Origin of the sequence: Luteibacter sp. (assembly GCF_036500425.1) — a bacterium.
GTDB lineage: Bacteria > Pseudomonadota > Gammaproteobacteria > Xanthomonadales > Rhodanobacteraceae > Luteibacter.
Map to the genome: position 1 here is coordinate 68,620 of NZ_DASYCB010000074.1, position 24,510 is coordinate 93,129.

22 protein-coding genes and 1 other RNA gene are annotated in these 24,510 nt (G+C 62.8%); 13 read left to right on the forward strand and 10 right to left on the reverse strand.

Annotation, left to right across the window (positions count from 1 at the left end; genetic code table 11):
• Positions 1-100: 100 nt before the first annotated feature.
• Positions 101-433, forward strand: a complete 333-nt coding sequence (locus VGN46_RS18000) for a hypothetical protein (RefSeq protein WP_331645761.1) — start codon at positions 101-103, stop codon at positions 431-433.
• Positions 434-509: 76 nt separating this feature from the next.
• On the opposite strand, the gene kdsA is transcribed toward VGN46_RS18000, so the two are convergent.
• Positions 510-1,355 carry a 3-deoxy-8-phosphooctulonate synthase gene (gene kdsA, locus VGN46_RS18005; protein WP_331645762.1) on the reverse strand — a complete coding sequence of 282 codons (846 nt, stop codon included), beginning with the start codon at positions 1,353-1,355 and terminating at the stop codon, positions 510-512.
• 178 nt (positions 1,356-1,533) lie between these two features.
• On the opposite strand from kdsA, the gene VGN46_RS18010 reads away from it, so the two are divergent.
• Entirely contained in the window at positions 1,534-1,698 is a 165-nt protein-coding gene (locus VGN46_RS18010; RefSeq protein WP_331645764.1) for a hypothetical protein, read from the forward strand.
• A 78-nt stretch (positions 1,699-1,776) separates the two neighbouring features.
• Entirely contained in the window at positions 1,777-3,360 is a 1,584-nt protein-coding gene (locus VGN46_RS18015; protein ID WP_331645767.1) for an asparagine synthase-related protein, read from the forward strand.
• A 55-nt stretch (positions 3,361-3,415) separates the two neighbouring features.
• Here VGN46_RS18015 and VGN46_RS18020 read toward each other — a convergent pair whose 3' ends face one another.
• The gene (locus VGN46_RS18020) at positions 3,416-5,836 is read right to left on the reverse strand and encodes a glycosyl hydrolase family 95 catalytic domain-containing protein (RefSeq protein WP_333783814.1); all 2,421 of its coding nucleotides are present in this window, start codon (positions 5,834-5,836) and stop codon (positions 3,416-3,418) included.
• Positions 5,837-6,119: 283 nt separating this feature from the next.
• Between VGN46_RS18020 and VGN46_RS18025 the strand changes: the two genes are divergently transcribed.
• On the forward strand, positions 6,120-9,017 hold the full coding sequence (locus VGN46_RS18025) for a TonB-dependent receptor (RefSeq protein ID WP_331645769.1): 2,898 nt from the start codon (positions 6,120-6,122) through the stop codon (positions 9,015-9,017).
• Positions 9,018-9,055: 38 nt separating this feature from the next.
• Positions 9,056-10,258 (forward strand): glycoside hydrolase family 27 protein, encoded by a 1,203-nt coding sequence (locus tag VGN46_RS18030; protein ID WP_331645771.1) that lies wholly within the window; start codon positions 9,056-9,058, stop codon positions 10,256-10,258.
• A 66-nt stretch (positions 10,259-10,324) separates the two neighbouring features.
• Here the strand turns inward: VGN46_RS18030 and VGN46_RS18035 are convergent, their stop codons facing one another.
• The 5 genes from VGN46_RS18035 to smpB form a co-directional block, all read right to left on the reverse strand.
• On the reverse strand, positions 10,325-10,888 hold the full coding sequence (locus tag VGN46_RS18035; protein WP_331645773.1) for a hypothetical protein: 564 nt from the start codon (positions 10,886-10,888) through the stop codon (positions 10,325-10,327).
• A gap of 240 nt (positions 10,889-11,128) precedes the next feature.
• Positions 11,129-11,497 (reverse strand): hypothetical protein, encoded by a 369-nt coding sequence (locus VGN46_RS18040; RefSeq protein ID WP_331645775.1) that lies wholly within the window; start codon positions 11,495-11,497, stop codon positions 11,129-11,131.
• A gap of 62 nt (positions 11,498-11,559) precedes the next feature.
• Positions 11,560-11,784 (reverse strand): hypothetical protein, encoded by a 225-nt coding sequence (locus tag VGN46_RS18045; protein ID WP_331645777.1) that lies wholly within the window; start codon positions 11,782-11,784, stop codon positions 11,560-11,562.
• A gap of 226 nt (positions 11,785-12,010) precedes the next feature.
• Positions 12,011-12,405: a transfer-messenger RNA gene (gene ssrA / locus VGN46_RS18050) on the reverse strand.
• Between the two features lie 161 nt (positions 12,406-12,566).
• A complete protein-coding gene (gene smpB / locus VGN46_RS18055; RefSeq protein ID WP_331645779.1) occupies positions 12,567-13,067 on the reverse strand; it encodes an SsrA-binding protein SmpB in 501 nt (166 codons plus the stop codon).
• Positions 13,068-13,147: 80 nt separating this feature from the next.
• Between smpB and VGN46_RS18060 the strand changes: the two genes are divergently transcribed.
• Complete coding sequence (locus VGN46_RS18060; protein WP_331645781.1) at positions 13,148-13,576, forward strand: type II toxin-antitoxin system RatA family toxin; 429 nt, start codon at positions 13,148-13,150, stop codon at positions 13,574-13,576.
• The gene (locus VGN46_RS18065) at positions 13,569-13,841 is read left to right on the forward strand and encodes an RnfH family protein (protein ID WP_331645783.1); all 273 of its coding nucleotides are present in this window, start codon (positions 13,569-13,571) and stop codon (positions 13,839-13,841) included. Before VGN46_RS18060 ends, VGN46_RS18065 begins: the two co-directional genes overlap by 8 nt.
• Positions 13,842-13,908: 67 nt before the next feature.
• On the opposite strand, the gene VGN46_RS18070 is transcribed toward VGN46_RS18065, so the two are convergent.
• Positions 13,909-14,379: an outer membrane protein assembly factor BamE gene (locus VGN46_RS18070; protein WP_331645785.1), complete on the reverse strand. Its 471-nt coding sequence runs from the start codon at positions 14,377-14,379 to the stop codon at positions 13,909-13,911.
• Positions 14,380-14,454: 75 nt separating this feature from the next.
• Here VGN46_RS18070 and fur point away from each other — a divergent pair, with 75 nt between their 5' ends.
• Positions 14,455-14,871, forward strand: a complete 417-nt coding sequence (gene fur / locus VGN46_RS18075; protein ID WP_045829542.1) for a ferric iron uptake transcriptional regulator — start codon at positions 14,455-14,457, stop codon at positions 14,869-14,871.
• Positions 14,872-15,233: 362 nt separating this feature from the next.
• Here fur and VGN46_RS20385 read toward each other — a convergent pair whose 3' ends face one another.
• Complete coding sequence (locus tag VGN46_RS20385; RefSeq protein ID WP_414675270.1) at positions 15,234-16,853, reverse strand: MASE1 domain-containing sensor histidine kinase; 1,620 nt, start codon at positions 16,851-16,853, stop codon at positions 15,234-15,236.
• Positions 16,854-16,942: 89 nt separating this feature from the next.
• Here VGN46_RS20385 and VGN46_RS18090 point away from each other — a divergent pair, with 89 nt between their 5' ends.
• Positions 16,943-17,572, forward strand: coding sequence for a response regulator transcription factor (locus VGN46_RS18090; protein ID WP_139983375.1), 630 nt, complete (start codon positions 16,943-16,945; stop codon positions 17,570-17,572).
• 85 nt (positions 17,573-17,657) lie between these two features.
• Here VGN46_RS18090 and recN read toward each other — a convergent pair whose 3' ends face one another.
• Positions 17,658-19,328, reverse strand: coding sequence for a DNA repair protein RecN (gene recN, locus VGN46_RS18095; protein WP_331645858.1), 1,671 nt, complete (start codon positions 19,326-19,328; stop codon positions 17,658-17,660).
• A 131-nt stretch (positions 19,329-19,459) separates the two neighbouring features.
• Here recN and hrcA point away from each other — a divergent pair, with 131 nt between their 5' ends.
• The 4 genes from hrcA to dnaJ all read left to right on the forward strand — a co-directional run bounded on the left by hrcA (position 19,460) and on the right by dnaJ (position 24,411).
• Entirely contained in the window at positions 19,460-20,518 is a 1,059-nt protein-coding gene (gene hrcA, locus VGN46_RS18100) for a heat-inducible transcriptional repressor HrcA (protein WP_331645860.1), read from the forward strand.
• A gap of 82 nt (positions 20,519-20,600) precedes the next feature.
• A complete protein-coding gene (gene grpE, locus VGN46_RS18105; RefSeq protein WP_331645790.1) occupies positions 20,601-21,134 on the forward strand; it encodes a nucleotide exchange factor GrpE in 534 nt (177 codons plus the stop codon).
• Positions 21,135-21,225: 91 nt separating this feature from the next.
• Entirely contained in the window at positions 21,226-23,151 is a 1,926-nt protein-coding gene (gene dnaK / locus VGN46_RS18110; protein WP_331645792.1) for a molecular chaperone DnaK, read from the forward strand.
• A 129-nt stretch (positions 23,152-23,280) separates the two neighbouring features.
• On the forward strand, positions 23,281-24,411 hold the full coding sequence (gene dnaJ / locus VGN46_RS18115) for a molecular chaperone DnaJ (protein WP_331645794.1): 1,131 nt from the start codon (positions 23,281-23,283) through the stop codon (positions 24,409-24,411).
• The last annotated feature ends 99 nt before the right edge of the window (positions 24,412-24,510 follow it).

The window sequence follows — 24,510 nt, forward strand, 5'->3', positions numbered from 1 at the left end:
AAAATAAGGTTTCCCCTACATACGCCCCGGCTGAGCAGACCGTATGCTTCCATCCACAGTGATCCGGCGATATGCAGCCGGGGTTGAATGGAGGTGATAAATGAGTGCGTATGTACGTAGTGGTGCTTCCGCTGCCGATGGCTCCGCGCCCTTGCCCGGGGTGCCGCCCGTCATGGTCGCGGGACAGATGAGCATCGACGTGATGCTCATCCAGATCATGGGCACGCTGGCGCGCCATGACCAGAAGTTCGATGGACTGGACAGCGCCATCGCAAAGATCGATAGCGAAGTCGTCAACCTGGCCAGCAGTGTGAAAGATCTGGCGCACTGGAAGGAGCGCGTCTGGGGTATGGTCATCCTGAGCGGCTGGCTTGTGGCCGCCGGCGCAGGCGTCTGGGCCGTTGTAGGCAAGCATCTCAGCTGGGTAGCCTAACTGCCATGGCGTCGACAACAAAACGCCTCGTCGGTTGCCCGACGAGGCGTTTTTCTTGGGGGTGACGTCGAGCGGTTCAGCGAATATCGAGCGGCGCGAAGCTCTTGACCAGATCATCCAGCGCCTTGATCTGGGTCAGGAACGGCTCAAGGGCGGTCAGGGGTAGCGCGCTCGGGCCATCGCAGCGCGCGTGGTCCGGATCGGCGTGGGCTTCGAGGAACAACCCGCCGATACCTACGGCCATGCCGGCACGCGCGAGTTCCACGACCTGGCGACGACGGCCACCGCTGGCCTCGCTGCCTGAGTCACGGCGCTGCAGGCTGTGGGTCACATCAAAGATGGCGGGGTAGCCGCCGGTCGCTTCGACCATTTCGCGGAAACCGAGCATGTCGACCACGAGGTTGTCATAACCGAACTGGGCGCCACGCTCGCAGAGGATGATCCGCTCGTTGCCGGCTTCCTTGATCTTGCCCGTCACATGCTTCATCTGCGTGGGGCTCATGAACTGGGGCTTCTTGATATTCACGGCACGGCCGGTCTTCGCGATGGCCTCGACCAGGTCGGTCTGGCGGGCAAGGAAGGCGGGGATCTGCAGGACATCAACGACCTCAGCGACGATCGGCGCCTGGAAGATCTCGTGGACGTCGGTGATCACGGGGATACCGAACTCGGCCTTCACGCGCTCGAAGATGCGCATGCCTTCTTCCAGGCCCACTCCGCGGTAGGAATGGATGGACGAGCGGTTGGCCTTGTCGAAACTGCCCTTGAACACGTAGGGGATGCCCAGCTTGCGGGTCACATCCACGTAGTGGGCGGCCGCATGGAGGGTGGAGTCCAGGTCCTCCAGCACGTTGATGCCGCCAAAGAGCACGAAAGGCAGGCGGTTACCGACGTCTACGCCGGGGGCAATGGAAACGTTCATGGGGGCTCCGGAGAAGGGTGGGGCAGGCCGCCCATGGTAACGCCAATGGGGGGCTGGCGCCCCGGAGGCCATTGGTGAGGAATTCCGATAATGCATAGTCCTCATCGATTCCGCGTTGTCCATCGTATGTTAGGTTCGATGAGCCGCGTAGGGCGGCCTAAATACCCGGAGCGTTATCATGGAAATGCGCGACCAGCCGATGCACGACCTCAACCCGTTCGGTGTCCAGATGGAAGGCCCGATGCAGTCGGGCACGACAGCGATGAAGTGGGCACCGAAGATTAATGATACCGGCGACATCGGCCGTATTGGGTCCACGCATAGCGGTGGCGATTGGGGCTGAGCCTCACATTCCGCACCGGTATACGACATTGAAGCCGCCTCGTTTACGAGGCGGCTTTTTCTTCGAGGGAGTTCGCGGGTGATCAAGGCTGAGATGGCGTTAGCCGATTTGTCGTTCGAGCCAACGTGGCATGAGGGTCGTGTAACGATAGGACGAAGCCATGTCGCGCCGTACACGCATGCGATGCTTGAAACGGTTCTTGTTCGCGCACCTGGTCGTTGGTTCCTCGTGGTAAGGGAACGCAAGGCAGACTCAAACGGTGACACGAATACCCATACACCTGTCGTCGATGTCCGCGATGACGCCACGTTTCACTCCCTTCACCAGCAATGCCTGCTATGGCCACTCGATTACATCATGGTCGAGGCTGCCCAGGCGGGGCATCGCTTGCGCATTCGCGCGGGACTATTGGGGACGGCGCCCATCTACTGCAGGGTGATGGACGATCAGGTCACGCTTTCATGGGATTCGCGGGATTTCGCCAGCAGCCCGGCGATGATCGACATGGAAGTCGCAAGTCATCAGCTCGCCTTGCATACGACGTACGCTGCGCGGCAGTTGTATACCGGGGTAGTGATGCTCACCGAGCGTGCATCGCTGCACGTGGAGCCGGGCAGGGCACGCTATCGCTATCCCGAGGCGATGGAAGAGGGGGCGCCTGCGCAAGACGACGGTGAGGACATGCTGCCTCATTTTTCGGAGGCACTGATGCGCGCCGTTTCGTTGCGACCGTGGCCCGAACAGGGCGTGTCGCTCGAACTCAGCGGCGGTATGGACTCGGCGACGGTGGCGGTGACCCTTGCGCGGCTTCATGGGGATATCGATAGCAAGGGCATCCTGCTGGATGGCGAGGTACGCGACCCTCAGGTACGGCGCCGCCGGCTCATCGCAGAACGCCTTGGCCTTTCCGACCATACGGTCGACATCGCGTCCTATCCGCCTGGCCTGGACCTGGGCCCATCGCCAGAGCCTTACGGGTTCAGTCGCGAGTTCTACCTGGAAGCGTGCTCGGCGCTGTGGACGTCGGCCCGCGAGAAGGGGCGGCATACCCTGTTTACCGGCGTCGGAGGGGATGAGCTTTTCCCGGCGTACCTGGACGAGGTGTCTGTAGGGACGGCCAAAGGGCCTGTCTGGGCGCGCGATGCGCGCAGCTATGCGGAAGGGTTGCTGACGCCACGAGCGCTCGCGGCTGCACGTAGCCGGCCGCTGTTTGATGCGCCGACCAGCCCGGTGCCGGTGACATCGCTGTTGGCGAATGCATGCCGTTCGGCGGACCTGCTCAAGCATGGGCAGTGGCCGGTTCATCCGCTCAGCGATCCGCGGCTTGCCTATATGTGCCACCGGCTACCGCGGAGTAGTCGCGAGGGCCGGGAGATCATGCGGCGCTATCTTGAAAGCCATCTCGGCGGAGATGTATTTCCCAAGGGCTACCTCAAGGAAACCTTCGCCCATGTGTTGCCGCCATTGATCGCGCAGCACGCCGGAAGCCTCGCCGCACAATTGAAGGAGTGCGCGCTCGCCGATCTGGGGCTGGTCGATCGCGAGGCGATTATCGCGTTGCTGGATACCATCGCGGAAACCCGGTCGCATCCGGCGACGTCGGCGTTCGCTTCGTTTCTTGGGTTGGAGCGGTGTGCGCGGCAGGCGAGCATCGCGACATAGCGAGTTCGCAGCGGAAACGAAGTTATTCGGATTTGGGCTCACGACCTTGCGGACGTTATGACAGGGTCAAGGTGACCGAGCCCCCTGGGCGAAGCGCAATCGCCTTCGTCCACCTACCGAACTTCAGGCGCGTCTGCTCCCCACCCACGCTTCGCACAGTCACCGAGGTGACCTTGCCGCGCTTCCAGGACAGATCGACCTGAAAGCCGCCGCGCGCACCCATGCCGGTTACGCTTCCTGCGGCGGCCCAAGCCGCAGGAAGGGCCGGCAACAGGACAATCTCCCCAGGTCGCGATGACATCAGCATCTCGAGCATGGCCGTGGGCGTGCCGAAGTTGGCGTCGATCTGGAAGGCGTCGGCGTTGGCATCCAGGTTATACATGTCGAAGAGGTTCTTCGCGGTGCCGTTGGTTCGATGCTCGGACGGCGTCAGGTTGGTAAGGATGAGCTGATAGGCCTTCGCTGCGTTTCCGAGTCGGGCCCAGCACATCGCGCGCCAGGCGCAGGCCCAGCCGTAGCCGCCCGTACCTCGCGCCTCGAGCAAACGGGTTACGCCCTCGATCAGCGCCGGTGGGCTGTTATCGGTTCTGATCCGATCGCCGGGGAAGAAGCCGACCAACGGCGACAGATGCCGGTGCTCGGTTTCACCGAGGTTGTCCGGTGTCATCCATTCTTCAAGCCAGCCGGTCTTTTCACTGACCCGGGGTAGATAGAGCCGCGCCTGCAACTGCGCGATCGTCGCGGCATAGCCGGGATCCTTGCCCAGCAGGTCGCTGGCCTGGCGGTAGTTCTCGAACAGATCCCAGACCCATTCCTGGGAATACGTATTGCCCTTGGCATCGGTCGGCCCCTGTTCGGGTGACCAGTCGGCATCATCGATGAGGACATCGCGCATGCGACCCGTGGCCGGGTCCTTCACGCTGACGGTCAGCAGCCGGGATTCCCAGAACTCGCAGGCACCCTTCATCAAGGGATAGATGCGTGCCAGGTAGGCGCGATCAGGGTTGTACTGATAGTGCTGCCAGAGGTTGTTGCACAGCCATGCGTTCCCGGCCGGATGCCAACGCCAGCCGCCGCCTCCATAGATATTGGTGGAGATGCCGACCGTCCAGCCGGCGATCTTGCCCGAGCTATTGCGGTAGTTGTTGCGCGGATCGTTGAAGTGCTCGCGGGTGGCGGCGGTCCAGGCGCCCACCTGGCTGAGGCAGTAATCAGTGAAGGGATCGAAGCATGAAGGCAGCCCGGCACGGTCGGGCAGCCAGTAGTTCATCTGGATGTTGATGTCATTGTGATAGTCGGCCATCCATGGTGAGTCGTTGCTGTCGAGCCAGAGGCCTTGCAGGCCGGTCGGCAGGCGGTCGCGAGAGCCGGCGATCGTCAGGTACCGGCCGTATTGCAGGTAGGTCGCTTCGAGCTCAGGGTCCGCCGGCGCGCCGGCGGCGGCCCGGGCCCTGAGACGTGTCCACGTGTCCATACCGCGCTGTGTCTTCGTCGACGTGCCCAGGTCGACGCGCATCGTATCGAACAAGGCACGATAGTCAGCGACGTGCGTATGGAGCAGCGCGGTCGAGGTCTGAACGGCTGCCGCCCTGGTCTTCTGGACCGCAAGTTTCAACGGATCGAGCGATGCATCCATGTAGTTCCGGGCCAGATCCGGCGTGTAGTTGGTACCGCCGCAGACAATGACCGAAAGTGTGCCGCAGTTCGCAAAATGCAGGCCTTTTGCATCTGAGTTGATCGTACCGGACGCCGTTACGGCCATGACGTTCGCCGCATACTTCAGGCCATTGGCCAGCACACCTTCGAAATGCGATGCCGCAGCCGGTGTGCCCTCCTGCAAGGCTTCCGTGTGCGGGGTATCCCCGTGCATGCCCTGCAGCGTGATCGAGCCACTGAACGCGCCGCCGCCGGTCTGGGACAGGTGGATGGCGACTACGTCGTCCGGATGGCTGGCGAAGACGTCCCATGCGTACGCGACGCCATCTTTTCGATAAGAGACGCGTAGGTAGCCCTGGCCAAGGTCCAGCTCGCGGCGGTAGTCGGTGATGTGGGCCGCGTCATGGCCCTCGATCGACAGGTGCAGCTTCGCCAGCATTACCAGGCTGCCGAAGTGCGCGGTGGAATAGTCGAACTGACCGTCGTCGCCGAGCATGACATCACGCTCGCCCAGCCACATCGAGGCATCGGTGAGGTACAGGAACGACGCCGCGGGGTCGCCGCCGACCAGGGCGCCAAGGCGGCCATTGCCGATGGGCAGGGCTTCACGCAGCGCGTTCGATTCCGCTGCAGGCGTGTCGTACCAAAGGATGTGCCGGGCTGCCGCCAGGGCCATGGGACCCAGCGGGCGCGGCGCGGGCTTGCCTTCGGCGAAGCGGGGCAGGGTAAGCCACGGAAGCATGGCCGCCATGCTGGCGGTCATCTTCAGGAAACGCCGCCGGTCGGCCGGATCGGTCGGGCGGTCCCCGTCATTCACCATCGTGTTCAGACGCCCCTGCCGAATTGATTTGTAAGACAAATAAATCTAGATCGCCAAATCGGACTTGTCATGCTGCGGTGCAGCTTGTTGAAAACGCCGAATCTGGGCAACGATTAATAAGTACTACAAATGCACGGTGACAGCTCAATTCTCTGTCAGAGGTTCGGGGTGACGGGGAATAAGGACGCTTTGTGGCACCGCTTTAGGGGGCGGTGCACATGGGCTTAGGGCGGCAATCCGTGTGTGCTCATTGGGGTTTTCCACAGTGTCGGGGAGAGTAAGCATGCAGTTAACGAAACTGGCAGTCGCCGTGCGGCGTTCGCTTGTGGCGACGGGTGTGGCCTGGATGGTGGGTTACGGCGTACCGGGGTATGCGCAGGCAGCGCCAGATGCGGCTCCGGCCGGCACGCAGTCTGCCGCGCCGCCGGCAAAGGCGGCCAAGCCCGCCAAACCTGGCACCCAGGCAGCCGAAGACAAGAAGGTCACTGAGTTGGGCGCGGTGGCCGTCACCGGCCAGCTGGCGGCGCTGCAGCGCGCGCAGGCGATCAAGCAGGATGCGGTCAACGTCGTCGATTCCATCTCCGCCGAAGAGGCGGGCAAGTTTCCCGATCCGAACGTAGCCGACGCGCTCCAGCGCGTGCCGGGCGTGTCGGTGAACCGCAGTGGCGGTGAGTCCAGCCAGATCGCCATCCGCGGCTTCGGCCCGGACTTCGTCGCCGTCACGATCAACGGCCGTCCCATGGCCACGGCCTCTGGCTCGCGCGCCTTCAACTTCGACGTGCTGCCTTCCGAAATCATCAGCGTCGCCCAGGTCAACAAGACCTCGTCGGCGGATATCTCCGAAGTCGACATCGGCGGCGTGGTGGACATCCAGACCGCGCGGCCGCTCGACTTCAGCGGCTACCACGGCGCGTGGAGCGGGGCGGGCGTCAACAGCAACCTGACCGGTTCCTGGAAGGGCAAGACCACGCCGAAGGCCTCGGGCCTGCTGGGTTGGACCAACTCGGATCACACGTTCGGCTGGATGGCCAACGCCACGTACTACAAGCGCAAGGATACCCAGCTCAATACGCAGGCGAACTCCTGGTATGCCGACCAGGACATCAAGACGTCGCCGAACCAGACCGTGCCGACGTACACCGGCGTGGCGGTGCCGGAAACCCTGGCCACCAACGTGCTGGACGAAACGCGCACCCGCAAGGGCGTCAGCGGTGCCATCGACTGGAAACCGATCGACCAGCTGACCGTGCAGTTCGATACCTTGTTCTCGAGCTACAAGGTTGACGGCGTTGAGCATGAGTTCGGTGAGTACGGCAACACGGGCGACATCCAGTCGATGACGCTCGATCCGAACGGCACCGCGCTCAACTTCGTGCGCAATAGCTCCGGCCCCAACGTCATGGCGAACGACTACGTCATGTCCTATGCGCCCAGCTACGAGAAGAGCTACCAGAACGGCCTGAACCTTGGTTTCGACATCGACCAGGATACGAAACTGAGCCTGGACGTCTCCAGCTCCAAGGCGTGGAACAAGGAAAGCCCGAACGGTTACTTCTTGGTGATCGGTGCGAAGAACTTCGGCACCAACCCCACCTGGACCAATGGCGGTGACAGCGAGCCGCCGAGCTACTCGAACATCCTGTCGACCACCGATATGTCCAACCTTGCGGCGCACTGCTGTAACGCGGGTTCGGGCAACAACGTCACCAACAAGGTCAACAACTACCAGCTCAAGCTGGACAAGGCCTTCGGCGACGGCGTGCTCACGCGGTTGCAGGCGGGCGTGCAGTACACCAAGCAGTACGTGAAGTCGGATAGCTGGGGTACGCCCAACGGCATCCTCTGCAACGCCTACTGTGGCTATTCCCTCAATGTGCCACCGGAAGCCGTCGGTGCCTACGTCTACGACGCGCCGTCGAAGGTCCATGGCGTGTCCTCGCCGGGCGCTCCGTCGCAGTGGATCCAGTACGACCCGCGGGCCTACCTGAGCTGGCTGGCGTCGCCCGCGGCGTACAACCAGCTTCCCGACGACAAGCGCAACGCCCTGCTGGCAGGCCTCGCCGGCAACGGCGGCACCCTGGATGCCGCGCCGAACCCCGGTAGCTACAACAACGTGGGTGAAGACCAGAAGGCGTTCTTTGCCAAGGCGCTCTTCGAAGGCACGGCTTGGAACATGCCCTGGGCGGTCGACCTGGGCGTGCGGTATCTCCATGTCGCCTCGACGTCCACGGCGGTGAACCAGCCGCCGGTCACCTACTACGTCGACCCGAACGACACCAGCAATGCCCAGGTGTCGTATGGTCCGCTGGCGCCGCAGTCGGCGGATGGCGGTTACCACAAGTGGCTGCCGTCGATGAACTTCAAATGGACGCTGCTGGATAACCTGGTCTACCGCTTCTCGCTCTCCAAGACCCTGACGCCGCCGCAGCTCAGTAACCTCTACTACAACACCAGCTATGGCGTGCGCCCGAACTCGCTGACCATCTCGCGCGGTAATCCGCAGCTCCAGCCGTATTCCTCGCGGAACTACGACATGGGCCTGGAGTGGTACATCGACGACGCCAGCTACCTCGCACTGGAAGGCTTCTACAAGAAGGTCAGTAACTTCAGCACGTTGGTGAGCTCGCCGGTGCAGTTCCTGACCGACCAGGCCAGCGGGCAGCCCCTGACATGGTCGCTCACCCAGCCGGTCAACCTGAACTCGTCGAACATCTACGGTGAAGAGCTGACCTTCAACTACCAGTTCAAGAACCTGCTGCCTGATCCGTTTGACGGCCTGGGTATGGCGCTGAACTACACGCATGTGAAGAGCAGCACGTCGCTAAGCCCGGGCGTGATTGCCGCCTCCGGCAAGTTCGCCGTGCCCGGCATTGGTGACTCCGCCAACGCCAGCTTGTACTACGAGAAGGGCCCGATCCAGGTACGCGCTGCGTACAACTGGCGTGGCAAGTACCTGGAGAGCATTTCCTACGGCGGCGGTGCCCAGCCAGCGACGCGTAGCGCTTATGGCCAGGTCGACCTCAGCGCCAGCTACGCGGTGAACAAGAACCTGTCGGTCTTTGTCTCCGGCACCAACCTGACCCATGAGCATCTGTACGACTACTCCGTCTACCGCAATCGCTTCCTGTACGCCGAAGCGGACGGCACGGTGTATACGGTCGGCTTCCGGGGCACGTTCTGATGGCTCGGCTTTCCTCCGTAACGACACGAGGTCCGGCGATGAGTGATTCCCTGAAAGGTATGCTTAGAAGCGCGGCGTTCGGCTCCCTCATGTGCGCGGTGGCGATCGCCACCACGCCGGTGAAGGCGGCGGATACCGCGGATCTCCTGCCGCAGATGGGCTTCAATAACTGGAACTCGACGCATTGCCGCGCCGAGTTCGATGAAGCGATGATCCGTGGCGTTGCCGACAAGTTCATCAGCCTGGGGTTGAAGGATGCCGGGTACCGCTATGTGAATGTGGATGACTGCTGGGCCAACTGGCAGCGCGATAAGGATGGGCATCTGACGCCCAACCCGAAGCGCTTTCCGAGTGGCATTGCGGCTCTTGCGGATTACATCCACCAGCGTGGGCTGAAGTTTGGTCTGTACTCCAGTGCGGGTACGTCCACCTGTGAGCCGCTGCAGGAAGATCGCGGATTCCCGGGTGGCCTGGGCCATGAGAAGGATGATGCGAAGACCTTTGCCTCATGGAAAGTCGATTACCTGAAGTACGACAACTGCAACAACCAGAAGATCGATGCGCATAAGCGTTACACCGATATGGCTAACGCGCTGCGTAGCAGCGGTCGGAACATCTTCTTCAGCATGTGCGAGTGGGGCGAGAACAAGCCCTGGCTGTGGGCCAGCAAGGCGCCGGTCAACGCCGGGTCCTGGCGTACCACCGGTGACATCACCGACACCTACGCCTCGATGCTGAAGATCTTCAAGGAGAACGTGGTCCTCGATAAGTACGCGCACCTTGGGCACTGGAATGATCCGGATATGCTTGAGGTGGGTAACGGTGGCATGACGGATGTTGAATACCGTAGCCACTTCAGCCTGTGGTCGATCATGGCTTCGCCGTTGCTTATTGGTACCGATCTGCGGACGATCAAGCCGGATGCGTTACAGATCCTGTTGAACAAGGATGTGATTGCGATCGATCAGGATCCGCTGGGTGTGCAGGGTCACCAGGTGCGGGATGCTGATGGGATCCACGTGATCGTTAAGCCGCTTAAGGATGGTGGGCGGGCCGTGGCCGTGTTTAATGAAGGTGATGCGGCTAAGGACGTTTCTGTCGCGGCGACCGAGATTGGGCTTAAGGCCGGCGGGAATCACACCGTGCGGGACCTTTGGGCGCATACGGATGCCAAGGGCGATGGGGCGATCAAGGTTAAGCTGGAGCCGCATGCTACGGTGATGTATCGCATTAGTCCGTAATGCCTTCAGGGCATCGGCCACGCTGCGGGATCCGTACGCGGACATGAGGAAAAGAAAGAGCCCGCGTTAGCGGGCTTTTTCTTGCATGTGATAGTCCATGAGCGTCATCGCATGAGCGGCGGCATCATCAGGCGAAGCAAACATCTTGAAGCCGGCATCCGAAATAAACTCTCGCTGCTGCATTTCGGTGGAAAATCCGAAGATGGCGAGATCGGCGTCCCTGTCCCCTATCCACAACCATGAGCGGTCGTCGGGCACAATCATAAAGCGATGGGAAATGTCATAGGGCGATAGGAAGTCACGCATCCGATTATCATGGGTCAATAGCGATTCAATGTCCTTGGGATTGTCTGCACCCGCGGCGACCAAGCCGCCTAGGAATCCGGAGTCACGGAGATACTCCGTTGGATCGGGAATGGTGAAGAACATGGCGAACTGGCGTAGATCGTTTCTTACCGACCACGCGCATGCTGCGGCGATTGTTTCGGGTAAAAATAAGGCGGCATAGTCGGCGTACGAGAGGAAGGGAAAAGCACTTCCAACCTCATACTCAAATGGGCTTTCTGAGTCGTCGCCAGCGAGAGTCACCCACCGACGCATCTCTTCGTTATCGATAATTGGTCGGAACATATTCCTCTACGGCCCTGGATTTTGATCGAAACGGAATTTGGCAACCGGATACCAATGCCGCGTGGATGAATACGGCCTTGTCGGAACTGCTGCAAAAGGTCTTCAGCGATACCGCGCTCGACCACTTCCTGACGACCGGAAGCTAATGGCGTAGGACCTATTGGTCCGCGTCTAGAGAAGCAGCGCATCGACCGAGCCGTTTGGGCCGGTCGATGCGTGTAATGCCAGAGATGATTCTGATTAGCTGGATTTAGTTTCAGGCCATTCGCGGAAAACCACACAGACCGTCGTCTTGTCGAGCATCGCGAACTCACGCGAGCCCCAGGGCTTTAGAGCGGGCGCGCTTGAATTGGGATGAAGTAGGTGTGGAACACGTTCGGACAGTTCTCGGTAAATGCTATCGACATCGTCGGTGTCGATACCAAGTTCCGGTCGATCCTTCGCTGCGTACTCCGGGCTTTGTACGATGTACGCCTTAGCGCTGTCGCGGCCAATGACGGCTAAATCGTCGTCGCGATAGAGGATCTCGAATCCGAGACCGTCGATGAAGAAGTCGAGGCCGTCCTGCAGGTGATCGTAGAAGATCTTGGGGATGAGGTTTTTGAGCACGCCCGCACGCCTTTGTGAGGTAGCTCCGTTGAGGCTACGCTCGGTATGGCTGGCGTACAAGGTCAAGTCAAACCGAGTTTCCTGCCCACGGCGAAGGTGGCAAGCAGCAGGCCTACTGCCAATAGCACGAAGATGACGGCCACCTTGCCGGCTGCAAGTAGCACGGCGCGCCTCTCAGCGTGTCGTCCCTTCTTGCCTTGCTCGTAATGCCACCGGATGGCAAAGAACATGCCGGTGCCGAAAACGAGAACCTTGAAGGTAATGAAGACTATGGGGACCCAATCCACCGCGTTGTTTCCAGGCTATGACTTGTTGCTATCTGACGAATGTCGATAAGAGATGAGAAAGCGTCAGGGCCGGCCATGCAGGCATGATGCTGCAGGCGCAAAGCCATCTTAGCTAAAAACAATTTCCATACATCGAGGCAAATTGTCCCAGCTGGAAGCCATGCACGGTCGACATCGAGCTCAAGAAAAAGCCCCGGAAGTTTCCCTCCGGGGCTTTTTCTTTTGTTGGTGGAGATGGCGGGAGTCGAACCCGCGTCCGAAGGCGTTTAATCTCCAGATCTACATGCTTAGCTCACCGTTAAGTCTCGTCCACCGACAGCACGGCGTGCTAAGCGCACCGGCGGACATACCTGATTGATCTAGCGTCAGCCCCACAGGCGGAGAGGCTTTCAGCGGTCTCATGATAGTGACCCTACACCGGCGAGCATGAGCACAAGACCGGTTCGGGGGTTTGGCCCTTTTTTTAGGGGCCGGACAGCTTAGGCGGCGAGAGCCACCGAGTTGTCACCGTAGTAGTTGTCATTGGCAACTATGTTTTTTGCAGCTGGTTTAACGAGGAAAGCTACCCCCTCGGCATGCACCAGTAGATCGCACTACCCCCGTCGAAACCAAAACATCCCCGGGGAAAACGTGGTGTACCTACTCCACACAGTATATGGGTGGGGGAGGGGCGTCACAATGGGCGTTCGGCCTGGTGGGGTGTCGGCGTTGGCTTACGTTTGGGTGGGCCGATCGCGCGCAAGCGCGCTCCTACAGGGGCGTTAGCCCCTTTTGGAGGGGTTTTAGCCCATGCGGTTGTGGCTGCGCATGACGCGCTGCTTGTCGATCGCCCACTCGCGTTCCTTGTCGGTGTTGCGCTTGTCGTGTTCCTGCTTGCCCTTGGCCAGGCCGATTTCGCACTTCACCTTGTTGTTCTTCCAGTACATCGCGGTGGGGACCAGGGTATAGCCCTTGCGCTCGACGGCGCCGATCAGGCGATCGATCTCCTCGCGGTGCAGGAGCAGCTTGCGGGTGCGGCGGTCGTTGGCGACCACGTGGGTGGAGGCGCTGATCAGTGGCGGGATCTGGGCACCGACGAGGAAGACCTCACCGTGCTCGATGATCGCGTAGCAGCCTTCGCCGAAGTTGATCCGGCCGGCACGTAGTGACTTCAGTTCCCAGCCCTGCAGCGCCATGCCGCATTCGAAACGCTGGTCGATGTGGTATTCGTGGCGCGCGCGCTTGTTCAGCGCGATCGTGCCGCCGCCCTCTTTTTCCGTGTCCTTTGCCTTCGCTTTTGCCATGTCCGCTAAAATCGCCTGAATCGGTCCCTGATACGAGGCCGGCGGGTCCGTGAGCCGGCAAATACGACGAGGTCTATCCAGTGATTGAAATCCGCCGCAGTGCGATCGTGCCTTTCACGCCCGCGCAGATGTTCGACCTGGTCAACGACGTTGAAGCATACCCAAAGCGCTTCAACTGGTGTGACGCTGCCACCATCGTGGAGCGTGAGGAGAACGCCCTGGTCGCCCGGCTCGACCTCAAGTTCGCCGGGATGAAGCAAAACTTCACCACCCGGAACACCATGGAACGGCCTGAACGGCTGACCATGAAGTTCGTCGAGGGCCCGTTCCGCTCCCTCGATGGCGTCTTCAGCTTCCAGGCCCTGGGTGACGTGGGCTGCAAGATCGCCCTGGAGCTGGATTTCGACTACGCCGGGCTGGGCGGCACGGTACTGAAGATGGGTTTCCAGCAGCTGGCTAACAAGATGGTGGACGACTTCTGCGACGAGGCGCGCCGGGTGTATGGCTGAACTCGCCGTGGAAGTAGCCTACGCCGGTCCCGAGGGCCAGGCGGTGCTGGCGCTGACGGTGCCGGCGGGTACGACGGCCTGGCAGGCGGTGATGCAGGCCTTGCCGGGGCTCCCCGTAGGTGTCCAGCCGGATCCGGAGCGTCTTGGGGTCTTCGGGAAGAAGGTGGACGCTGACCGGGTGCTGGCGCCGGAGGATCGGGTTGAGATCTATCGGGCGTTGACGCTGGATCCGATGGAGGCTCGAAGGAGGAGGGCGGCCCGGTAGCGCGTTGAGCGATTCCGGGCGTCCATCGCGCGCGAGCGCGCTCCTACAGGAGACGGCGGGTTCCGACTTACTTCTTGCTGTCGTCGGTGGTGGCGCCGCCGCCGAAGATGACGCTGTCGTCCTTCTTGTCGTTGGCGCTGGTGTTCTTGTCACCCTTGGCGTCTTCGACCGGGTTGCTCTTGTACTTCTTCGAGTCTTCCAGCAGCTGCTGGGCATCCTGCTTGAAGAAGTCGCCTTCCGTACGCACCAGGGTGTCGTTATTGAAGGTGAGCGTCAGCGTGCGCGTGGTCATGGGCTTGCCACGATGCGAGAACGTGGAGACGTAGTCCCAGCGATCGTTATCGAACGGTGAGATGACCGACGGGGTGCCCATGAGCACCAGGACCTGGCGTTTCGTCATGCCGGGCTGCAGCTGGTCGACGTTTTTCTTGTCGAGCAGGTTGCCCTGCTGCACGTCGGGGGTATAGACAAGGCCACAGCCCGCGGAGGCGGTTGCCAGGAGGGCCATACCCAGCGTGCGGATAAGCAGCTTTTGCATGCGTAGTAACGTCCAGATCGTGAAGCGAGCGATGATACACTAAGCGCCTGACGGCACCGCGAGAAGAGGTCTGACATGGACCAGGAAACCCAAGAGCTCCGCAAGGCGGGCCTTAAAGTCACCCATCCGCGCATGCGGATCCTGCAGGTCTTCGAGGAGGCGGATGAGCGCCACCTTACGGCCGAAGACATCTACAAGCGCCTGCTTGCGCACCAGGAGGACATTGGGCTTGCCACGGTGTACCGGGTGCTGACCCAGTTCGAAGCGGCCGGCATCGTAATGAAGCACAACTTCGAGGGCGGCCAGGCCGTCTACGAACTGGACCGCGGCAAGCATCATGACCACATGATCGACGTTGACAGCGGGAAGGTGATCGAGTTCATCAGCGAGGAGATCGAGCGCCTCCAGCATGAGATCGCCGAGCGCCATGGGTATGTCATTGAGGACCATAGTCTGGTCCTGTATGTGCGGCCTAAGAAGAAAGCGCGCTAAGTCGCTGGTGTAAAAAGAAAAGCCCCCGTAGACCGGGGGCTTTTTTGTGCCTTTCTGTAGGAGCGCGCTCGCGCGCGATCGGGGTTTTCGCAAGCACCCATCGCGCGCAAGCGCGCTCCTACATGGGTGTTTCGGGGGCGCAAATAAAAACGCCGCCGGTGGACTCCTGTCCACCGGCGGCTGATCCGGATGCCAGGTGGTTCGTGGATCGCGAGTTGCTCGCTAGATCCCGTACACCACCTGACGCCGGCGAGGCTGACATCCTGTCGCCTCTTCAGGTCGATCGTCCCCACGATCGACCTGGGCTCACCGTCTCTCGACGGCGGCTCCCCCACATCGATGGAAGAATCGTAACGAAGTGTTCACGAACCGGCTATTGGAAAATTTCCTATGTTCATTCCGATACTTGTGCTGCGAAGCAACACGCGTAGGTGAAGTCCGACAGGCTCTGGGACGATCCGGAAAACGCCTCCCAGGGCGGTGATTCGGTCGCTCATGCCCTGCAGTCCACGGCCGCCGCCATCGGTGCGGACCGGGCGGGGGGTGGAGGGCAGGCCATGGCCGTCGTCACGAATGTCGAGGACCGCGACCGGGCCGCTGTCACGCAGGCCGATGCGCAGGCGCAGGCGCAGCTCTTTTGCACCGGAATGTCGTACGACGTTGGTGGCACTCTCCTGGACCACCCGGTAGATGGCGGTCAGGGTGTCGTCATCCAGCAGGCGGGGTTCGCCGCGCAAGTCGGTCACATAGTGGATGCCCGCCGCCGTGAGCATGTCGCGGATCGGGCCTTCGTCCAGGGCGCGCAGCAGGCCGAACTCGTCCAGCACCGAGGGGCGCAGGCTATCCAGCATCTTGTGCAGCGCCCGGCGCATATGGCCCAGGATCCCGTTGATGGCGCTGCCGATGTCGTCCATACCCGCATTGCCGAGGCGGCTCTGGGCTAGCTTCAGGTGGGTCTGGATCGCCGTGAGGTTCTGGCCCAGCTCATCGTGCAGCTCGGAGGCCATATGCCGGCGCAGGCTTTCTTCGGCCTGCAGGTTGCCGCGGGCGGCGTCACGCAGCTGGCGGGCCAACTGGTCCAGCCGCTGGTTGGCCGCGGCCAGGTGGGTGTTCTGCTGGGCGACCCGCTCGCTGCTGCGGCGGAGGGCGTCGGTGGCGGCGCCGAGCATCAGCGTGCCGGTGCCGGCCACGGCCAGGAACAGGTGCGCGGCGGCCGTTGGGGCGCCGCGGCCGATCATGTCCTCGGTGACATTCAGGCCCACGCTGGTGATCAGCATCGCCAGGCCCGCGCCACGCCAGCCGTGGCGGAAGGCGAAGAACAGCACCGGCGCCAGCGAAAGCACGCGGGCGAACTGGGGCTGCGGGGAATACTCAGCCAGGGTCACCAGGATGGCCAGCGAGGGCAGCATCACCAGCAAACCATCCAGCAACAGCTCGGCCAGGGCGGTTTGCGTCGGGCGTTCGCGGAATACCAGCACCATCACCGGAACCACCAGCAACACGCCAAGGTAGTTGCCGAGCAGGTCGCTGCCGAAGGTGGTGCCGAGCATTTCGACCGGCGCGGCCGGGTGCAGTGAGGCCATCATGGCGGCATTGCCGGCCGTAGCCACCGTGGCGGTGACCATGGCCGAAAGCAGCAGGCGGGCCACGTCTTCCGGGGTATTCAGGCTCGCATGCAGGTGCGCGCGCCTGAGCAGCCAGAGGCAGGCGGCCACCATCAGCGGCTCAGGGGTATCGCCCAGCACGAAGCCGGCGCCGCCGATCGGCAGGCCGCTGCGCCACTCGCAGAAGGCACTGGCGGCGATCTCGGCGCCCAGGATCCAGGCCCAGTCGCGGGTGCGGGTCAGCAGCAGGGCGCCGAAGCGCAGGCCGAAGGGCAACACCCAATAGGGCTGCTCGGTCGGCCAGAGCATCACCCAGGCCAGCGCGTAGCTGATGGCGATGAGGGGGCCGGCGAAGCGGGAGAGGGTGCGAAGGCGCATACGCGTGAATGTTACACGGCTGATGTGGCGTCCTGACGCGTGCTGCGGCGCGATGCACACATTCGGGCGAGTACTGTTACATTCAGTCCATGCCAAGAATCGTCCTTGTAGATGACCACGCCATCGTTCGCGAAGGTTTCAAGCGCCTGATCCAGCTTGAGCCGGACCTGGATGTCGTCGCCGAAGCGCGCAATGCCGATGAGGCAGTCGATGCCGTGACCCAGCACCGCCCCGATCTGGTGGCGGTCGATCTGTCGTTGCCCGATGGCAGTGGCCTGCCGCTGATCGAGCACCTGGGCAGCATTGAGCCGAACATGCGTATCGTCGTGCTGAGCATGCACGATGGCGAACCCTACGTTTCCGAAGCCATGCGCCGTGGTGCGCGTGGGTACGTGACGAAGGGTGTCGCGCCGGAAGAGCTGGTCGCCGCGCTGCGCGCGGTGCTGGCCGGCGATCAGTACCTCAGCTCGGACCTGCGCGAGCGCCGCTCGAGCCGGTCCTCGCAGGACCTCGATCCGTTCAGCCGCCTGACCGCCCGCGAGCGCGAAGTGTTCCTGTTGCTGGCGGCCGGCCGTGCGCCGAAGCAGGTGGCAGCCGAGCTTGGGATCGGCCAGAAGACGATCTACATCCACCGTGCCGCAGTGATGAACAAGCTCAACGCCGGCTCGGAACTGGATCTGTACCGCATGGCCCAGGAACGCGGCCTGATCCGCACGTAAGCACTTTTGTAGGAGCGCGCTTGCGCGCGATGGGGGGCTGCCGCTAGCACCCAACGCGCGCAAGCGCGCTCCTACAGGTGGGCGGTTAGCCTTGGGCTTTGTCCAGCATTTTCTTGGCGTGGGCGCGGGTTTCCTTGGTGATTTCCACGCCGCCCAGCATGCGCGAGATCTCCTCGCGGCGGCCGTTGGCGTCGAGGGCCTTGATCCGCGTGCGGGTGGATTCGCCGTCGCTTTCCTTCGCCACGTTGAGATGGTTATGCCCTTGTGCGGCGACCTGCGGCAGATGGGTGACGCAGAGCACCTGCACTTTTTCGCCGAGCGCACGCAGCTTCTGGCCGACCACTTCGGCGACCGCACCACCGATGCCCGTATCCACTTCGTCGAAGATCATGCAGCCGATCTGATCGTTACCCAACGTGGCGACTTCAATCGCCAGGCTGATGCGCGCGAGTTCACCGCCTGAGGCCACCTTGCGCAGCGGCCGCGGCGGCTGGCCGGGATTGGCGCTGACCATCAGTTCGCAGCGTTCGCGACCCTGCGGATCCGGGTCGTCGCTTTCGGCCGGCTCCAGCGCGACCTCGAGACGGCCACCGGACATGCCGAGCTCGCCCATCAGGGTGGCTACGGATGAGCCAAGCCGCGCCGCAGCATCGGCGCGCGCTTTCGAGAGCGCCGTGGCGGCCGTGTCGTAATCCTTGCGCAGGCTGTCGCGCTCGCGGCCCAGGCGCTCGAGTGCATCGCCCGCGCCTTCCAGCTCGGTCAGGCGTTCGCGCAGTTCCTCGGCCTTTGCCGTGAGTTCCGCGATCGGCAGCCGGTAGCGGCGCGCGAGATCGTGCAGATGGGTGAGGTGGGTATCCACCTCGGCCAGGCGCTCCGGATCCAGTTCGACATCCTGTGCATAGCGGCCCAGGCCATCTACGGCTTCACCGACCTGGATCTGCGCGCTATCCAGCAGTTCGAGCGTGGGGGTAAGGGTGGCATCCAGTTCGGCCAGGCGCGAAAGCTCGGCATGGGCGCGTAGCAGGGCGCGGCCAATCGAGAACTCGCTCTCGCCATCGAGCAGTTCCACGACGCCGTTGGCACCCTCGGCCAGGCGGCCCGCATTGGCGAGGCGGCGGTGTTGGGCTTCCAGATCCTCCAGTGCCGCAGGCGCCAGGGCCCAGCGGTCCAGCTCCTCGAGTTCGTGCGCGAGCAGTTCGATCTGGCGTTCGCGATCGTCGCCGCCCGAGAGTGTGCGGATCTTGGTCACGGCGTCGCGCCAGGCCTTCGCGAGATCACGGACGGTGCCGAGGGATGCTTCGTTTCCGGCGAAGGCATCGAGCAAGCCCATCTGGTGCTGGCGCGAGAGCAGGGCCTGGTGTTCATGCTGGCCATGGATCTCGACGATCAGCGCGGCCACCGCCGACATCTGCGCCAGGCTGGCCGGGCGGCCGTTGATCCAGGCCTTCGAACTGCCCTCGGTACGAATCACCCGGCGAAGATGGCAGGTCTCGCCATCGTCCAGTTCCTCCTGGCGCAGCCAGCCCAGGGCTTCAGGCAGGCCGGCCAGGTCGAACTCGGCGGCCAGTTCGGCGCGATCGCTGCCGGCGCGGACCATGCCGCTATCGGCGCGGGCGCCGGCCAGCAGCATCAACGCATCGACCAGCAGGGACTTGCCGGCGCCGGTCTCGCCGCTGACCACGGTGAGTCCCGGCCCGAAGGCCACCTCGGCTTCTTCAACGACGGCAAACTGGCGGACGTACAGCGACGTGAGCATGGGCACCGGGGTGGCGAATGGAATCACGCCAATTGTAGCGGGAGCCGCGTCGCAGGAACCGAGACTTGCAAGCCGCGCCCGCAGACCTTATTGATAGCGCCTGCTACCTGACCTTCAGCCCAGCCACGCGCATGAATCCCTTTGCCAGCCAAGACATCGATGCCCGCGCGCGGCAGCTCTTGCGTACGCTGATCTCCCAATACCTGTCGGATGGCGAGCCGGTAGGCTCACGCACACTGGCGAAGTCCTCTGGCCTGGAAGTCAGCCCGGCGACCATCCGCAACATCATGGCCGACCTGGAAGAAGCCGGCCTGGTGGCATCGCCCCACACCTCGGCGGGGCGGATTCCTACACCACGCGGCCTGCGCCTGTTCGTCGATAGCCTGCTCGAACTGAAGCCGCTGCCGCGCGACGACCTGGCGCGCCTGCAGGGCGGGCTGCCACCACACCAGACGACCACGCGCGACCTGCTCGGCAACGTCTCGCACCTGCTTTCGGCGATGACCCACTTCGCCGGCGTGGTCTCGGTACCGCGCCAGGGTGATTTCCCGCTGCGCCATATCGATTTCGTGAACCTGCCCGATGCCCGCGTCCTGGTCATCCTGGTGTTCTCCGACAACCAGGTGCAGAACCGCGTCGTCCAGCTTTCCCGGCCGATCGATGGCCGCGAGCTGGAGCAGGCCGCCAATTACCTCAATGCCCACTTCGCCGGCTTCCGCCTGGCGGATATCCGCGCCCACCTTGCCGCGGAGCTGCGTGAAGCCGGGGGCGAACTCAATCGCCTGCTGGCCAGCGCGGTGGAACTGGCCACGGCGTCGTTCCGTGACGACGACACCGACGATGTCCTGGTCAGCGGCCAGACCAACCTCATGGGCTATTCCGAGCTCGCCGATATCGACCGCCTGCGCGACCTCTTCGACGCGTTCCAGCAAAAGCGCGAGCTGCTGCAGCTGATGGAAAACTGCGTCAAGGCACCGGGTGTGCGCCTGTTTATCGGCGAAGAATCGGGCTTTTCGGCCCTGGACGGTTGCAGCATCGTCACGGCCACCTACGGCACCAGCGGGCGAATGCTGGGCGCGATCGGAGTTATTGGACCGACGCGTATGGCATATGAGCGGGTCATCCCGGTGGTACAAGCCACCGCCGGATTGCTCAGCGATGCCTTGAATCGCGCCGTGGCGACCTCATAAACCGCCACGGGAGGCGGGTTTAGTATTTCCCGCGAATGTCCGGTCCCTTCACGGGGGCCGTCGGCCAACATTTGGAGTAACCATGCAGAACCACGATCCCCACGCGACGGATCCGGCGCAGGAGAGCGGCGCCGAGCAGAGCGTCAACGCTGATCTCGACGCCCTGACCGCCCGTTTGGCGACCCTGGAGTCCGAGCTGTCCCAGGCGCGAGATACCGTGTTGCGCGAGCGGGCGGAGATCGAAAACCAGCGTCGCCGCCTGCAGCGCGACCTGGACCAGGCCCGCCGCTTCGCAAACGAGAAGCTGCTGGGCGACCTGCTGCCGGTGTACGACAGCGTGGCCCTGGGCCTCGCCAACGAGAATGCCGACGCGAAGGCGCTGCGCGAGGGCCTCGAACTCACGCTGAAGCAGCTGGAGAAGGTCACTTCGTCGAACGGCCTTGTGCTGGTCGATCCGTTGCACCAGCCGTTCAACCCGGAACACCACCAGGCGATCAGCGCGGTCGATTCGACCGAGCACGCGCCGAACACCGTGGTCGCCGTGGTCCAGAAGGGCTTCGTCCTCAACGATCGCCTGCTGCGCCCGGCGCTGGTGGCGGTCGTAAAGGACCACTGAGTCTCGCAAAGCATTGAATCGATGGGGCATGGCCCCACTTTTACAAACAGTCGCGGCCGCGGGGGCCGCATTGAAATTCGGAGCAGGTTTTATGGGCAAGATCATCGGTATTGACCTCGGTACCACCAACAGCTGCGTTGCCGTGATGGAGGGCAACACGGCGCGCGTCATCGAAAACGCCGAGGGCGATCGCACCACGCCGTCCATCGTCGCTTTCACCAAGGACAACGAAGTCCTCGTCGGTGCGCCGGCCAAGCGCCAGGCTGTCACCAACGCCAAGAACACCTTCTACGCGGTGAAGCGCCTCATCGGCCGCAAGTTCACCGACGCTGAAGTGCAGAAGGACATCAAGCTGGTCCCGTACGCCATCATCGCGCACGAAAACGGCGATGCCTGGGTGCAGACCGCCGATGGCAAGAAGATGGCACCGCAGGAGATCTCCTCGAAGGTGCTGATGAAGATGAAGAAGACCGCCGAGGATTTCCTGGGCGAGTCGGTCACCGAAGCGGTCATCACCGTGCCGGCGTACTTCAACGACAGCCAGCGCCAGGCCACCAAGGACGCGGGCAAGATCGCCGGCCTCGACGTCAAGCGCATCATCAACGAGCCGACCGCTGCCGCGCTGGCGTACGGCCTGGACAAGACCAGCACAGTCGATCGCAAGATCGCTGTGTACGATCTGGGCGGCGGCACGTTCGACGTCTCGATCATTGAGATCGCCAACGTCGATGGCGAGAAGCAGTTCGAAGTGCTCGCCACCAACGGCAACACCTTCCTTGGCGGCGAAGATTTCGATGCACGCGTCATCGACTATCTCGTCGACGAGTTCAACAAGGAACAGGGCATCGACCTGCGCAAGGATCCTCTCGCGCTGCAGCGCCTGAAGGATGCCGCCGAGCGCGCGAAGATCGAGCTCTCGTCCTCGCACCAGACCGACGTGAACCTGCCGTACGTCACCGCTGACGCCTCGGGCCCGAAGCATCTCAACATCAAGCTGACCCGCGCCAAGCTGGAGTCGCTGGTGGAAGATCTGGTCAAGGGCACCATCGAGCCGTGCCGCACCGCGCTGAACGACGCCGGCCTGCGCGTGTCGGACATCAACGAGGTGATCCTCGTCGGTGGCCAGACCCGCATGCCCAAGGTCCAGGAAGCCGTCAAGGACTTCTTCGGCAAGGAAGCGCGCAAGGACGTCAACCCGGATGAAGCCGTCGCCGTCGGCGCCGCGATCCAGGGTGGTGTGCTGGGCGGTACCGTCAAGGACGTCCTGCTGCTCGACGTGACCCCGCTCTCGCTGGGTATCGAAACGATGGGCGGTGTCATGACCAAGCTCATCGAGAAGAACACCACGGTGCCGACCAAGGCCTCGCAGGTTTTCTCCACAGCTGACGACAACCAGACCGCCGTGACCGTGCACGTCCTCCAGGGCGAGCGCGAGCGCGCCAACGCCAACAAGTCGCTCGGCAAGTTCGATCTGTCGGGTATCCGTTCCGCGCCGCGCGGCACGCCGCAGATCGAAGTCACCTTCGATATCGATGCCAACGGCATCCTGCACGTGTCGGCCAAGGACAAGGACACCGGCAAGGAACAAAAGATCGAGATCAAGGCGGGCTCGGGCCTGTCCGAGGACGAGATCAAGCGGATGGTCGAGGATGCCGAAGCCAACCGCGAAGAGGACAAGAAGTTCCACGACCTCGTCCAGGTGCGCAACAAGGCTGACCAGCTGGTCCACCAGACCCGCTCGCAGCTGAAGGAGCACGGCGGCAAGATCCCGGCCGAGCAGCTCGCCAGCATCGATGGCGCGGTGTCCGACCTGGAGAAGGCGAAGGACAGCGACGACAAGGATGCGATCGAGTCGAAGATCGCCAACCTCGAGCAGGTTGCCCAGTCGCTGTACGCGGCAGCCCAGTCGGGTGGCGCGTCGGATACGGCGCAGCAGTCCGCTCCCGGTGGCGGTTCGGCCCAGCCGGATGACGTGGTCGACGCCGAGTTCACCGAGGTCAAGGACGAAAAGAAGTAATCGTCCTCGTGGTGGGGTCCGTGGCGCGGGGAGTATTCCGCGCTACGGGTCTGAAGTATCAATGACGCGACCGCGCCGGGGTGAAAGCCTTCGGCGCGTTTGTCCGTCCAAGGGAAAGAAACGCGTCACATGAGCAAGCGCGACTACTACGAAATCCTCGGTGTGGAACGAACGGTCACCGAGGGCGATCTGAAGAAGACTTTTCGTCGCGTCGCGATGAAGTACCACCCTGACCGCAATCCGGATGATCCGGCGGCGATCGATAAATTCAAGGAAGCCAAAGAGGCGTACGACATCCTCTCTGACGCCCAGAAGCGCGCGGCTTACGACCAGCACGGTCACGCAGCGTTCGAGGGCGGTGGCTTCGGTCGTGGCGGCGCCGGTTTTGGTGACGTCGGCGACATCTTCGGCGATATCTTTGGCGACATCTTCGGTGGTGGTGGTGGCGGTGGCCGCCAGCGCGCGCGCCGCGGTGCCGACCTGCGTTACATCATGGAACTCAATCTCGAAGAGGCCGTGTTCGGCGTCGAGAAGAAGATCGAGATTCCCACCCAGGTCAATTGCCAGCATTGCAACGGATCGGGCTCGGAAGATGGCAAGGTCTCCACCTGCTCGACCTGCGCCGGCCACGGCCGCGTGCGCATGCAGAACGGCATCTTCTCCATCCAGCAGGCGTGCCCGACTTGCCATGGTTCCGGCCAGAAGATCGACAAGCCCTGCAAGCAGTGCCGCGGTGAGGGTCGCCTCGAGGAAGAGCGCACGCTGTCGGTGCAGATTCCGGCGGGCGTCGACAACGGCGATCGCATCCGTCTTACGGGGCAGGGCGAAGCCGGCCCCGCGGGTTCGCCGTCGGGCGATCTTTACGTGGAAGTGCGCGTGCGTGAACACGCGATCTTCCAGCGCGATGGCTCGGATCTCTACTGCGAAATGCCGATCCGCTTCGCCCAGGCCGCGTTGGGTACCGAACTGATGGTGCCGACGCTGGACGGCGAAGTTGCGGTGAACGTACCGCCGGAAACGCAGACCGGCCAGCAGATCCGTTTGCGCGGCCGTGGCGTCAAGTCGGTACGCGGTGGGTGCACCGGTGACCTCATCTGCACCGTGGTCGTCGAAACGCCGGTCCGCCTGACCAAGGAACAGCGCGACATCCTGCAGCAGCTCGAGGCGACCTTCGTAGGCGAAGAAGCCGCGAAGCATACCCCTCGCTCGAACAGCTTCATGGATGGTGTCAAAGACTTCTGGTCCAAAGTCACCTCGTAAACGCCCCATGTAGGAGCGCGCTTGCGCGCGACCGGTGCTCGCCGCACCCCCACATCGCGCGCAAGCGCGCTCCTACATTACGATGGCGAACCTCGTTTC